Origin of the sequence: Reyranella soli (genome assembly GCF_007992495.1) — a bacterium.
Classification (GTDB): domain Bacteria; phylum Pseudomonadota; class Alphaproteobacteria; order Reyranellales; family Reyranellaceae; genus Reyranella; species Reyranella soli.
Genome location: NZ_BKAJ01000223.1, coordinates 1 through 13,998 on the forward strand (window position 1 = coordinate 1; position 13,998 = coordinate 13,998).

At 53.9% G+C, this 13,998-nt stretch carries 7 protein-coding genes; 4 read left to right on the forward strand and 3 right to left on the reverse strand.

What is annotated here, in order from left to right; genetic code table 11:
- Nucleotides 1–68 precede the first annotated feature (68 nt).
- The 3 genes from RSO01_RS42830 to RSO01_RS42840 all read right to left on the reverse strand — a co-directional run bounded on the left by RSO01_RS42830 (nt 69) and on the right by RSO01_RS42840 (nt 3,097).
- Nucleotides 69–977, reverse strand: a complete 909-nt coding sequence (locus tag RSO01_RS42830; RefSeq protein WP_147156729.1) for a hypothetical protein — start codon at nt 975–977, stop codon at nt 69–71.
- Nucleotides 978–984: 7 nt separating this feature from the next.
- Entirely contained in the window at nt 985–2,337 is a 1,353-nt protein-coding gene (locus tag RSO01_RS42835) for a glycosyltransferase family A protein (protein ID WP_147156730.1), read from the reverse strand.
- Between the two features lie 109 nt (nt 2,338–2,446).
- Nucleotides 2,447–3,097, reverse strand: a complete 651-nt coding sequence (locus RSO01_RS42840; protein WP_147156731.1) for a class I SAM-dependent methyltransferase — start codon at nt 3,095–3,097, stop codon at nt 2,447–2,449.
- Between the two features lie 296 nt (nt 3,098–3,393).
- Here RSO01_RS42840 and RSO01_RS42845 point away from each other — a divergent pair, with 296 nt between their 5' ends.
- The 4 genes from RSO01_RS42845 to RSO01_RS50155 all read left to right on the forward strand — a co-directional run bounded on the left by RSO01_RS42845 (nt 3,394) and on the right by RSO01_RS50155 (nt 13,784).
- The gene (locus RSO01_RS42845) at nt 3,394–7,905 is read left to right on the forward strand and encodes a glycosyltransferase (protein WP_147156732.1); all 4,512 of its coding nucleotides are present in this window, start codon (nt 3,394–3,396) and stop codon (nt 7,903–7,905) included.
- On the forward strand, nt 7,905–9,569 hold the full coding sequence (locus RSO01_RS42850) for a heparinase II/III family protein (RefSeq protein WP_147156733.1): 1,665 nt from the start codon (nt 7,905–7,907) through the stop codon (nt 9,567–9,569). The genes RSO01_RS42845 and RSO01_RS42850 overlap by 1 nt, the downstream gene beginning before the upstream one ends.
- A gap of 917 nt (nt 9,570–10,486) precedes the next feature.
- On the forward strand, nt 10,487–12,760 hold the full coding sequence (locus RSO01_RS42855; RefSeq protein ID WP_170303795.1) for a heparinase II/III domain-containing protein: 2,274 nt from the start codon (nt 10,487–10,489) through the stop codon (nt 12,758–12,760).
- 631 nt (nt 12,761–13,391) lie between these two features.
- A complete protein-coding gene (locus RSO01_RS50155; protein ID WP_170303796.1) occupies nt 13,392–13,784 on the forward strand; it encodes a methyltransferase domain-containing protein in 393 nt (130 codons plus the stop codon).
- Nucleotides 13,785–13,998 lie beyond the last annotated feature (214 nt).

The following is a 13,998-nucleotide window of genomic DNA, read 5'->3' on the forward strand; positions in this document are numbered from 1 at the left end:
AAAAGGATTGCAATCAAAACGCACGAAAGAGTCGATTGCGCTCGAGCGTCGTGCCTAAAATCCTCGCGCTAGTCAGCCAGCGCGAACAAGCTGGTATCGATAGGTACCGTTTGCCCGACATTGCTGACTCGATCGAATTCAGTTAACTGAATCATGGCCTGACATAGCTTGACCAAAGGATCGTCAGGGATATGGTTCTGCAAGCTTGGCTCCATCTGGGAAAATATTGCACTCATCAATTCGGGATACATTCGATAGCGATCCCAAAGACCGCGAAATGATACGATGGGAGGTAATCCCAGCTTCAGCAGTACCTGAGGGAGCAGCGCAACGTTCGCTTCTGCGAACGGAAGGCGCAAGGAAATGCCCACCTCACCAGCCAAGTCCCTTAAAACTTCCGGAGCAATGTCTCCAAGCTCGTCACGACACAGGAAGGCGGTATTCCTGTCTAAGGCCAGCATCGGCGCTACCAGCCACAGCACTCCCAATTCACCAACCCGATCAAGGGGCCGTTGGCTTCGTCGCAATACGCCCGCATTACAAGCGACTCCGAAGGTTGTCATGGTTGACGCACGGAGCCCAGAGTCCGCCGAAACTTCAACTGCAAAATGATCCCGCTCTCGCAGGAGCTCTGCCACAGCCAAATCCAGAGGATCACGGATCAAAGTGGCACGGTGTCTCCGATCAACGTCACGCTTGACACTGTCCAATCCGCCTGCTGTTACCACAGCAATATTGAACACCGTTTCTAGCCTATCACACAGCCGGCGTGGCGCGGCTCCAGGGACGACGATTCGTTCCGCAGCAAACGGACCCAAAACCAAAGTTAGCCACAAAGCTTCGATATCCCCCGGTATTTCACGCAGGAACCCAGCGATCCATAACTTTGGCTGCGATGGAGAATCGTCTCCCGCCTCCACCTCGAATCTCCAGACCGTGCGCCCGTCTTCAAACGATGCCCGTGCAACGATCATCATGCAACCTTTACTCGATCACCGTCGCGGACAGGTCTGTTTGCTCCTGAACAAACGCCTTCAGATCTTCCCCAAAAATTCGCTGCTGCGTCGCGCTCTTTGCTTTGCGAAATGGGGCGGACACGAGATAGTGGGCTACTCCTTCTCTTCCCTGGAAGCGTTCATGGCGGGACGCGACAAACCAATCCCACGGCCGCTTCTGACTCAAAATCCGATGTGCAAGGAAGAGTTCTTTCAACGCGACTGACCTCAGAAGCAACCTGAAGCTCTCTGGAGGTGAACTAGTTGCGAGCGGCCCTGCAACCGATTGTAGAACGCTCGCCGACAGTACTTGCCCATTTATCGCGGACTTGCGTAGCGCCACATCAAAGCTCTCCAGGACTGCCACATCCCTTGTGGGGCGACAGGCCAACTTAATCGTAGCCGTTAGGTTTGGATCGGCGTCGATGATTTCCAGTTCGCTCCAATCTATCTCCAATCCGACCAGTAGGGAGAAAAACGCTGTCGCCCGCCTCGGCACGGTCCCAACTACCCTCATGGCGCTATGGAGCCCACCTAGAGTGCTGTATATCTCATTAAGAGGCGGCGCGATTGTCACGAACTCCTCTTGTTTGACAGCAGCCGCACGACGTTCATCAATATCCGCATCGTTTCGCTGCCAATCAATCATGTTGACGATTGCACGGCGTATGCTTCGTTGGTCTCCACCATGCACTGCCGACAGGCTCGCCGCATGTCGTCGCCGCAGCAGCACGTACGATGACGTATGAGCGCACTTTACGCCGCTTCGTACTACCCGCATCGCCATGTCGAAATCAATGCCGCCGGCCAAGTCGTCACGGTACGGGAACTCACGAAGTATCGCAGTCTCATAGCAGCACGCACCGTGGGTAATAGCTGCGCCGGCGTAGACCATCACGTCCTCCGTCACCGCCTTACCCGGCATAAACTCCAACTCACCTCGATCATTAAAATTGACCCAACCACCGTGGCTCAGTTGAGCTCCCGAAGCGAACGATTTCATGTGGTCCCGCACTCGGTTAGGCAGCATCAGGTCGTCGTCATCCAAGATGCAGAGGTACTTCGTTTTGCACAGAGCCGTCGCAAGATTTCGGGCGTAACCAAGTCCGACCTTGCCCGCGTTCAAGTACGTGACGTTGAGTGCTCCAAACTTGCCAACTACTTCACTCGTCTCATCGGAGAGGCCATCATGGATAACGATTACCCGCTCGGGTTTGAGAGTTTGACTGCAACAGCTACTAAGCGCATCGCCAATCAAGTGGGGCCGGTCATGAGTTGCGATCGCGACTGTCAAAGGCGCAATGTCACCACTGGGTGCTGTCAGGTTTTGGAGGCCCTTCATGAGTCAACGATCCATGCCGCCGGAGGTTTTCAAAGGCGTGTGGCCGCGTTCAGATGATCAGGCAAAAACTTCGATTCGTCAGACCGAAGGTGACACTGTGCCTGCTAGTCTAATCTGCGACTTCAAGATAGGTCATAAACAGCCCCGCAAACTGAAGCTTTCGGACGTTGATTGAGCGAACCTGCTTGCCTTCGGCGCGCAGCTGCTTTTCGATCTTCTGATTTAACGGGGATTCTTCGCTGATATACCTGCTAGTCTCGCGAGGATTTCCTTCGTATGTCCGGTCAATGAGTGCCAATGCATCAATGCCCGCTCGCATCTCAACAATGCGAAAACCTGCTCGTCTCGCCAGTTCCATCATGCCCAGCGGAGAAATACTCCAAAACACACCATTAGCTGCCGGCCGAAGATGTGCCGCAATGATAAGAATTTGCGCGCCAACCACTAGCTGTGATCGCACTTCCTGTAGAAAGCGAAGAGGATCGACGGCTTGTTCAAGAGCTTGATTTAGAATCACCAAATCATAAGAACCTCTTGTCGACTTTTTGGGTGGTGAGCCCACCCAGTTCGACGCACTTACAACATTCCATTCGACCGAGCCCTTTTGGCTCGGGGCCGCTGGCGTGACCTTGTCGTTATGGACCTCCAAACCCTTTGCGCCCCGCGATCCTGCGGTCAACTTGCGGACCGCACCCAATGGACCAAGTTGGTTGCATTCCTTGTTTGAAACAAGGGTCGACAGTTGTGACCATGAACTCATAGCTTGTTCCCAAACCTACTATAGGAAGCGCACTCAATTCTGCCCTCCCATGCCCTACCAATTTTAGCTGGACTGGGTGGTGTTCTGCAAGTCCCAGACCAATGCGATGGCGCGTAGCAATAAGTTCCCGAACACCAAACAACGTAGATCGTTCTCATTGGCCTTCTCTCAGCCGAATCATGCATCTCTTGAGAGCCGCGGGAGACCTTGACATCCCTCCCTGGCGGGGGATTGGTTAGAGCCAGCACTAGCTGCACCTGGATGATTACCGTTTTGAAAAGATTAGGGGAGCCTTCGTGACAACGAGCGAACATGAGCTGCTGCGGCTGCTACGCCTCGATATGGAGTACAATGCCGAAAATCTGGATACAGTGAGCAGCGTTGCTGGACGTTTCGTTGCGGGCGAACTCGATGGCCTAGGGCCTAAGGACACAGCGTTTCTCGTTGAAGCACTATTCAAGTTTGGGCGCGTGTCTCTGGCACACTCGGTTGTGAATGCTCGGGTCAGGCTCGAGCATCCGACGACGGCCTTCGACACTTTTGCCGATCAGTATCATCGATTGCAGACCTACGACTTTCTCGCCTTGCCGCGCCGCGTACGTAGGATCACAAGTAGTGGGAGACGCCGACCCCGGATCCTGAGCTTCCTTTCAAGCGCACTTCCGTTTCAATCCACGGGGTACACACTACGCACCCAAGCACTTCTGACGAATACCGCTCTAGACGTCGCGCCGTACGGAAGAATCGGATACCCTTGGACCGCGGGATTGCTAAAGAATGCAGCAACTGAGCACATGGCTGCCTCTGCAGAAGTTCAGTACAAGTTCCGGCGGGGTGGCATCAGGAGCCAAACTGACATCTTCACTAACATGGGTCTTGCGAAGCGCGAGATCGAGAAGGTGCTCCATTTGGAGAATCCAGACGTCGTGCATGCAGCGTCCAATTTTGCCACTGCATTTCCGGCTCTCCTTGCTGCGCGTGCGTTTGGCTTGCCATTTGTTTATGAAATGCGCGGATTTTGGGAACTCACGGCTGGCGTCGGTGTACACGGCTGGATTGAGAGCGAACGGTATCTGTTGGAAAGGCGTATGGAGCGCATTCTCGCACGGTCGGCCGACGTTGTTATCTCTCTATCAGAGACGCAAAAGAAGGAGCTTACTACATGGGACGTTGCCGCGGCAAAAATTCGGGTCGTGGCCAATTGCTGCGATGAACACACCCCGACTGACAGTCATGCACCTAGCGACAGAACTGAACAACTTCGAAGAGAGATCAGAGGACGTCGCGTACTCGGCTACATCGGCTCACTTGTCCGATATGAAGGGCTTCAAGATCTACTGTCTGTCCTCGGTGATCCAAGGCATCAGCTTGATGACATCGTACTGCTCATTGCCGGAGATGGACCTTATGCTGCCGAATTACGAGGCTTTGCCGACCGAATGAACCTGTCGAGTAGGGTAATCTTCGTAGGAAAGGTGCCTAAGGAAGATGTTGATAGCATATACCGGCTCATGGACATCTGCGTGCTTCCTCGCATTCCCGAACCTGTTTGTGAATTAATCACGCCACTTAAACCAATCGAGTGCCTGGCACAGGGGCGAGTTCTCTTAGTTTCCGACGTCGCCGCCATGGCCGAGCAGGTCAAGGCATTTGGCTTTGGAGAGACCTTTCGTGCTGGCGATCTGTTGGACCTCGGGAGGAAATTGCGCGACATCCTCTCCGACTTACCAGGAATGCAGCGCCGCTATGCAACTGCTGCGGAAGCGCTCAAGGCGAAGTTCTCATGGTCAAATGGAACGCGAGCCTGGGATGAAGCCATCCAAGCTGCGGTGACAAGCACGCCGGCATCCGCCGACATTGCACGGACGACCACGGAGCTTTACAGCAGCGGACCCGCGGTTCAGCGCGATAGGTCGGCCCAGCTACGTCGAATTGGCCGACTTACAATAGAAACAACGCCAGGGAAGCGGTTCTTGCTGCGCTGCCCCGGCGTTGAAGTTCGGCATCTACGGATCCTTAGTATTCCTGCCGGAACGGACCTGGCTACGAACGTGAGCCTCTCACGTCCGGCAGACATCACTGACGCAGACCTCGTTGAGTTGAACATCAGCGATTCCGGCGACCAAACCCTGTTTGTTTATCTCGACCGATCGAGAGCACGAGATCTGGCCCTTAAAGATTTTGCCGTCATAGCTCTCCACCATGGTAGCGGACTAGATTCCCAGTCGTTCGTCCGGATGAAAGCGGAAACGCGGGACATAGTTGCGATTGAGCTGACCCATCGCCCAGACAAGGCTACAAAGATTGAAATCGAAACTGACTACGATCAAGCTATGCAGTTTGCGGCCACTATTGTCCCCTTCGATGGCGCGCAGCTTACCCCCACTTTTGGAAGATTTTCAGTTTCAAATACAGTTGGAGCGCGTTTTCACTATATCACCGTGCCTCCTGAGCGGACCATCGTGACGGTCCTCCCTCGTATAGTGGGCCGCTTCATGTTTGAACTCAGTCCTTGGACGGGCGAGCATCAAACACGGCCGAGTCAGATACGCAAGTTACACACTATCGACGAAGTCGAACGAGAAGGGTCTTACTTCGTCAACCTGGACCCCACCAAGATGAATATCTTGGTTGCCGCAGATCTAAATGAAAACTTGGTCGATGGCAGTGCCGTTTGGCTAAAGACGCTCGTCTCCGCGCTCTCAGCTCATCAGCATGTGAACGTGTATGTGGTGACAAACGCGATTCAAATTCCCAACTCCAACACAGCGGAGCTTTTCAGTCGCGCTAACGTAGTAAAAGTCGATCTCGACACTCACGGGTCCGGGCAAGGAGAAAGGCTCGGCGAGGAAATCCTTAAACTCGACCGCGTAAGCGGGGGCTTCGACTTCCTTGTCGTTCGCGGTTTCACTTTGGCAAAAGCTCTCGACACTAAGTACCTCCGCGACAGGCTAGTCTTATATACAGTTGGGCTGATCTCGCCTGATAACGTCGAGAATGGAAAGCTTGCAAGCTCTCCTCTTCTCAACCGTGCACGCCGAACCGCAGGCTTGATCTTTCAGAATGAAACTACCCGCAGTATCTTCAAAGCGAGTGCGCCAGACTATCAAGGTGATCTCTACATTGTACCGCCTTCGGTAGATCCTCTCGTTCTGAATGCTGCAGCAGAACTTGATTGCGACGCCGGTTCCAATGAGCTCGTGGTCTATTCCGGCAAGCTTGTACGCGAATATGGCATTCTTGAACTTCTCGACGCGGCGATTCGCGTTGCAGCTGAACGACCGAACTTCCGGTTAGTACTCCTCGGAAACAAGTTCGACGGTCGAGATATCACATTTCAGACGGAGTTTCTGAAGCTGGTGACTGCGCTCGGCCAGCGTGTCGAGTGGCATTCGGCTGTATCTCAATCGGAAGTGCTAGCGTGGGTAAAGTTAGCTCGGGCGGTCTGGGGTTGGCGCTATGGGGAGTTCGAAACCGGCCATTTCGAAACTTCCACGAAAATGATTGAAGCGATCGTCTGTGGCGCTCCGATTGTCCTCTTTCCATCTGACGCCAATGTCGAGCTTCTCGGGTCCGACTATCGGGGATTCGCTCGCACTCCTGAGCAAGCAGTAAACGTGCTAGTTCACTTGCTCGAACATGGAGATCCGGCGTTCGAGCGCCGACACCAGCCGCTTGCTAAGAGCTTTAGCTCCAACGAAGTCTATGGCCCCCTCATCCACGGACTCACGAAGACTTGGAGAGATCGTTGCCTGCCGCGCGTTACCTCTCCGGCGTCGGAAAGACTTGTTGTGTCCTCTCACGACTTCAGGTTCTTTGAAGACATCGAGGGGCTCTTTTTGAAGAATGGTGTTTTAGTGCAAAGAGATTTTTGGAGAACGCACACGGTTCGCCACGCCTATGGGCAGCCGGAGCCCGCCACGAACGTAGTGTTTTGCGATTGGTGTCTTGGCAATGCTGTCTGGTGGTCTCGAAATATCCCAGAGAGCGGCAGGTTGGTGATCCGACTGCATCTTCAAGAAATGTTCACAGATCATCCAACAAGAGTCGATTTCAGCCGCGTCCACCGTGTGATCTTCGTTTCTCCGGAGATAATGCGCCAGGCTCAGGCCAAATTCAAAATCCCGGCAGAAATTTGCACCGTCGTTCCTATCTCCGTCGGACTTAAGCCGTGCACTTCTCTAAAGGTGGAAACTGATCAGCGGCGCAACCTGCTCGGCATGGTTGGAGTCACGCCTTGGCGCAAGCGCATGGATAAAGCCATTGACCTCCTTCTTGCGCTACGGCGTTCGCGTCCCACGCTTCGGCTGCTTGTGAAGGGGAGCATGCCATCGGAGTACGACTGGATGGCAACAAGAAGAGAAGAACTTCGAGATTTCCAAGAGCTATTCCGGCAAGTGTCCGAGTTGGAACGCAACGGAATCATTGAGTTCAGTGGGTACGACGCCGAAATGGAGGATTTTTACGCGAGAGTCGGTTGGATCTTGTCGGTTAGCGATTTTGAAGGCTGCCACACGGCGGTCGCCGAGGGCGGAGTTATGGGATGTCTGCCGCTCATGACCGAGTGGGGGGGTGCTAAAGAAGTTTACAGCCCGGAGCTTGTGCAGAGTGGCCTGTCGGAAATGGTAGACTATTTTGAACGTAACTATGCGCGCTTTGATAGCGCGTCCACCGATCTACAGAAGGTGTTCATACGTAGGTTCTCCACGAACGAGGTTTTTCTGCACTGGAATAAGATTCTTTTTGGCAAGGAGCGTTCTGCAACAGTCCAAGATGTCAATGCCATCGCTGCGGTTGGCGTCAGCTGATGATCATTCCAGGTCTCCGTAAGGAGCTCGAGAGCGCGGTTGGATCGACCAAGAACGTAGAGCTTGGTAGAGCACTCGTTCGTAACGGAGAATTTGAGTTCAAAGGATTTCCAGCCACTAAGGCGGACCTGCCGGTGGACTGGACGTCCAATCCACTGAACAACCGCACTTGGCTGTGGCAAACTACGTCGTTCAACTTTTTTCCATGGCTGATGGCTTGCCACGCCATGGATGGAGACAAACGAGCAATTGATTTGGCGTTGCGATGCGTTGAAGCGTGGCTAGCGCAATTGCCAGCTTTAGAAAAGAAAGGCTTCGAATTTGCCTGGCATGACCATGCCACGGCGCTAAGAACTCAGCATGTTCTTTGGCTCCTAAAGTACTTAGAGGCGCGCCGCTTGCGCCCTAAAAAGTTGGCACTTTTGAAAAGATTTTTGGTGAAGATGTCGGAGCGGCTTTTCGAAGAGGGCTTCTATTCACGTCACACCAACCACGGAATTGAGCAAGCCCGCGTCCTTGCTTTGGTTGCCATCTCATTGCCTCAGCTCCAGGACGCCTCCAAATGGCGCGCTGTCGCCCTCACGCGCCTCCGTTCCGAGCTCGAATTCGCCTTCGCCGCAGACGGAGTTCATGTCGAGAACAGCCCAGCCTACCACGTCTTCGTTACGCGTCTCTTCTGCCGCATCTATTCCTATTTCAGCTCACAAGAGCTTGGCGATCTCGGGCGAGCGATCGAGGTCGCCATGCCCCTTGCGATGCACTACTTGACTCATGTCACCAGGCCGGACGGGCTTTTGCCTCCGATTGGCGACACTGAAATGACTTCCGTGACGAACCCCTTCATGGGATTTGAAGGCGCAGAACATTATCAATGTGTGCAGTTTTCTCTGTCAGCGGGCAAACTGGGTAGTGTGCCTACTGAGACGCATTCTCTGTTCACGGCGTCAGGATGGTACATCGAGCGCGACACTTGGAAGGCGACCCGTCACTACCTTGTATTTAAGGCGGGTTACTTATCCGAGTACCACCGACACGACGATGACCTCAGTATCTACTTGTGGGCCTTTGGTGAGGATTGGTTAGTCGATGGCGGCTTGCTGCACTATAAAGAGAACGAAGCACAGCGTATCTACCTTCGATCTCGGCTAGCCCACAACCTTCCAATTCTTCTTGGCGATGACGGTTACCGTTCTCTGTTCGACCGTCAAAGACATCGAACAGCGCGGATTACTCATCAAGCATCAAATCAGACCATGAGTAGGGTAACAGGCATCGCGGAAGTTCGTCCCGGTTACTGGTTGCGGCGTCAGATCGAGACGAGGAGGGATCCTTTCCAATTAATTGTGACGGATGTTGCGACTCGTGCTGACCCGACGGTTCCGGTGATGCGCCTATGTACGCTTTGGCATTTCCCTGCGGACAAGACTGTGCGGTTGAAGGGAAACTCAGTCGAAGTTGGAAGCAAGAGCTGCCGGCTCGTCCTTACACCTGCGAATGGGTATCAGGCGGCGCCGCGATACGTCGACGCGGCGGCGCTCGATGGGATAACGCCGATCATGTCACCTAAAATCAATGAAACGAGCCCAACGCACATCATAAGCTTCGAAAGTCAAGAGGAACAGCTGACCAGCAGCATTGAGCTGACCTTTTGGCCAAACACTTGAGAGCGCGCTTCTACTCGCGGATTGTATCCTCCTCTCTTGCTTTTGAATGCCCCAGCAGGGATAAGTAAGCGAGAAAGCATTTACTTTTCTTGATGGCCCGTTGACTTGTCAGTCTTCTCGTCCTGTCGAAACCTGTCATGATCGATATAACCGGCGAAACGATCGGCTTGAAGCTAACGTCGGCTGCCGCATCTTGCTCTCTGCCCGTGCGCTCTCACTTTATCGAGCATGTCTACGACCGCGATAGCCGCGCCGGAACTGACACCGTTATTGTCGGCCATGGCTCGAGCCTTTTTGTATCCCACGACCTTGGCGCCACATGGGTGCGGTACGACGTCGGGGCCATTACACATGGCGAGCCTGTAATCCGTTGCTTTACTCTCGACAACGGTAATCGGGTTATCCAAACAGGGAGTACAAAGCAAACCCTACTAGTTGACGCTGACTGGCGGTTGATCTGCCGATGTAAGACCGGACCCTTTAACTGGCATGGGACGTGGAGCATCGACCAGAGTGCGAGTGGCACCGTCATGTACGGTGAGTATGATCGTCAAGCCGAGACGATGGCGGTGTGGCGATCTGAGGACCTAGGCCTAAGTTGGAAGGCATCCCTCACTTGCCGAAGCAGATCCTCCTCGCTACCAGAGATTCGCCATTTCCACACCTGTCAAGCGGATCCGTTTCAGCCAGGCCGTTGGGTTGTCTCGTCTGGTGACTATGGAGCCGAGAACCGTTTATGGGTTTCGGAGGATGATGGAGGCACGTGGGTTGAAGTAGCAGCTCCGATGCTGTCGCTCGGAAGCTCTGTGCAACTTACGCAGCCGCGTCGGGCATTTCGATTTACAGCGATTCACTTCGAGCCTGATGTGATTATTTGGCCGACTGATGATACTCTTGGCTTGGGTCACGCTGCGTTAATGATCGCTGAACGCCGCGCGCCACAAACGCTCAGAGTCGGCGGCTTGCTCGGACGCAATGAAATGCGCGCTCTGGTAAGGATCGCGGACCGAGCGTGGCTTGCAATCTCCGAGAGCAAGCTTGACCTCGAGGCAGTCGATCTCTTCATGATACGCGGCAACTACACGCCCATTCAGATCGGGCGCCTGCCCAACCACACGGGCCTGCATTCCGCATTCACGCGCACGCTCTGCAGCAAGGCCGCACGAAGTGGCGTCTTCTTCTCCTATGATGACCCAGGCCTGATCGATTCGAATTGCCGGTTTGTCCGTTGGCAGGTGAACTTTCGTGATGCATCGCCGGCTCATGGCCATGACAAACTAGTTGCCAGTAGCAATGTGCGGTCAGACGCGCCGCCGCCAGTAGAAACTACTGCGGTTGGGACATTACCTCTGCCAGAAGAAGCCTCAAAACGGCTTGTGCCCGCCGGAAAAACCAACCCAGCCGACAAAGCATGGAAAAGGCAAGGCATTGCCTGGCTAGAAAATTACGCTGGCCGCAAAGTATCAACTGATGCGGCGCGGCGCGTCTTCGAAAGTGTTTCTCGAAACATCTACAACACCTACGTTACAGAACAGATGTCTGCACTTGGGCAAACTCAGGCTGGTACGCGGTTAGCCAGCGTGCTCGAAGGCCATATTTTTGTAACGAAGGATAACAGGAAGAGCATCCGTCTTTCCGATTTTCAATGGGGATCGCCTGGTCCGGAGGACCGAAACCAGCTTTGGGTGCTACAGCAATGGCTACCTGTCCGAGAATGTCTCTACGAGCGCGCCTCTGCAAACACCTTTGGGGCGACATTAATGCTTGTTCCCTGGATACGCGCTTGGTCGGATGCCAATTTGACTCCCGACAGTCTCGCGTCCAATCGGCACCTTACTTGGCATGATCACGCCACTGCCCTGCGGTGCATTCATTTAGTCTATTTTCTTCGTCTGTTGCTGGAGGCCGGTCGATCGCTTGAAGAGGACTTCCCTCGTCTACTGGACTTTGTCGGTGTACACGTAAGCGTGTTGATGTCGGATGACTTTTATAACCGCCACAACAACCATGGCTTTGACCAAGCCCTAGCCCTTTACCTAATGGCCTGCATTTTTGATCTTGGCGAGTTGACCGACCGCGCAAGACTGGTTGGCCGGGAACGACTAAGCGAAGAAATTGCCGTAGCCTTCAATGAAGAAGGCGTGCACATCGAGAATAGCCCCGACTACCACGCGATAATGCTGGCGCGACTAGTTCAAGCGAAGAAGGTGTTCGCGGCATTTGGCGACAAAGTCGAGAGTGTCGATATTGAGAATACAATAGACAAGGGCCTGACATTCCTTGCTTTTGCGGTGCGCCCCGATGGACGATTGCCGGCATTCGGAGATACAGAGGTTAAACCGCTGACGTTCGCTCTCAATGGCATTCGTGAGAGCCTCGGCGCGAAGTATCTGCAGTATGTTTTGAGCGCAGGGAACAACGGCGAGGAACCGCCTCACTTGGTGCGTGTTTTTCCCAAAGCGGGCTACGCGTTCATCCGTGAGCGCTGGGGCCGCGGAGCCGACTTTCGGACGGCGATCCAGGTTGCGGTTAAGTGCGGCTTTCTGAGCACTTTTCACCGCCACGACGACGATGGCGCCATAGTGCTGCATGCATTCGGTGAAGACTGGTTGATTGAAAGTGGTATTTTCAACTACCAAGAGCAGAATATCTACCGTCGCTATCTGCGATCGAGTCTCGGTCACAATATCGTCTCGGTACTTGGCGTTGATGCGTCTCGGCGAAAACCGAAGTCAAAAATCGGCGGATTTGTTTCCTGGGCGACCGACAAGGGTTTGACTGAAGTCAAGCTACGTTCGTTCATGTTCCCCCGCTACGTTTCAGAACGTCAGGTCAGGTTTGACCGCAGCAGGAGGACGCTGGACTTACTCGACGACGTCACCGGCACGACGAACGAACGGCGTAACTTTCAGCTTAGGCTCCACTTACCTGCCGACAAGGAAATTTGCATTCAGAAGGAGCGGTCTGTAGTTGTGCGAGGAGCTCATTGTGGTCAATCACTACGGATATCGCTACTCACAGGGAACATATCGGAAATCACGTTGGCGCGGGCACGCGAAGCGCCCGACATTGCTGGCTGGACTTCCCCCAGTATAGGGCGGCTGGAGGAAGCTTGGACATTGATCTACGAAGCTCCAGACGTGCATTCCTTCGAGAGTCACCTCAGGTTCGAATTCGAAAAGACGGATTAGGTTCTTTTGAGCTTCAGGATTTTGCTGGAAGCTTGATTGTGATTCAAAGCTTGCGAAGGTTTGTCTTACTGGCAGACGCCCTGTGGTCGAAGGTGGAATTGACCTAAAGGAGTTCAAGCGCATTGCTATGTGGCCGGACGAAGCCAACACCAGCTTTCTGTTCGGCCATTTACCTCGTCCGCTGCCATGATAAACTCCCGATCTCAACAGACTGCTCCAGTGAATTTGGCTATTTGCCCCGCGCAAAAGCGTTGCGCGTAGACTTCTTGCTTCATGCTAGGATGGCCTCATGGCCTGCTTTGTCTGTAGCGAACCCATTGCAAATCGTTTGCTTGAGCGGCGTCAAGTCGACGTAAGCCACGGGCTGCGCGCAGGGAAGCGCATAGACTATGACGGCCTTCTAGTTGACATCTTCTGCGGCACTTGTGAATCGAGAGTGCGACTTCGAGCTCTTGCGCAGATACTGGCTCAAGCTCAGTCGTTTATCGACCCCTCTCAGGAGGTATTATTAGTTGCTGCGTCAGGTTCTGAGCGCAAAGTAGTGGAACGATACTGGCGAAAGTTGTGCCACGTTTCTTTGTTAGCGGACTGGAACGACCCGAAGTGCCTCACGAATGTAGACATTACGAGTATGCCTGATGGGTGGACCAACCGATTTGGGGCTGCGATTGCTCTGTGTGTTCTGGACTATGTTCCCGACGCGGCACGTGCAGTCGCCGAGATCGGACGCACTCTCCGACCGGGCGGAACATTCCTTTACTGGATTCAACCGTACCGTATTCAAGAGTCTCTTGGCGAAGCGACAGTTGTGCTAAAGCGAGAAGGATATCGGGATCCTCCTAGCGCTTACGTAAACCGTAAGGAAGAGCAGAAAGATTATCTCATTTCAGACTGCCGGTTCGGCTCTGCCGCTATGGTCAAATGGGCTTGCAACGCAGCCTTAGAATCGAGTGAAATTCGCATTCTTGACCATCTAGGGGACCTCACGACGACCTTCTACGTTGTTCGGAAACCGGGGACCTAGTGTAACGAAGATTTTTGAACACTGACGTTGCCCCCAACTTTTATCCAGCGGGGACTAGAGTCTGGCGGTTGATTGAGCTTGCCCCCAACCTTGGGCCACCTGGGCTAGAAAATTCCTGCTTCCTCGGACAGCGGCTGGCCGGTGATGCCGCTATCCGATGAAGCTCTATCGGCGTTTTGTTGCCGATCGCGCTGTGTGGGCGCACCTCGTTGGG

Excerpts from the sequence above, each read along its gene's own strand:
- RSO01_RS42835 (WP_147156730.1), bottom strand. The coding sequence starts at position 2,337 with ATGAAGGGCCTCCAAAACCTGACAGCACCCAGTGGTGACATTGCGCCT.
- RSO01_RS50155 (WP_170303796.1), top strand. The coding sequence starts at position 13,392 with ATGCCTGATGGGTGGACCAACCGATTTGGGGCTGCGATTGCTCTGTGT.
- RSO01_RS42855 (WP_170303795.1), top strand. The coding sequence starts at position 10,487 with ATGATCGCTGAACGCCGCGCGCCACAAACGCTCAGAGTCGGCGGCTTG.
- RSO01_RS42840 (WP_147156731.1), bottom strand. The coding sequence starts at position 3,097 with ATGAGTTCATGGTCACAACTGTCGACCCTTGTTTCAAACAAGGAATGC.
- RSO01_RS42830 (WP_147156729.1), bottom strand. The coding sequence starts at position 977 with ATGATGATCGTTGCACGGGCATCGTTTGAAGACGGGCGCACGGTCTGG.
- RSO01_RS42850 (WP_147156733.1), top strand. The coding sequence starts at position 7,905 with ATGATCATTCCAGGTCTCCGTAAGGAGCTCGAGAGCGCGGTTGGATCG.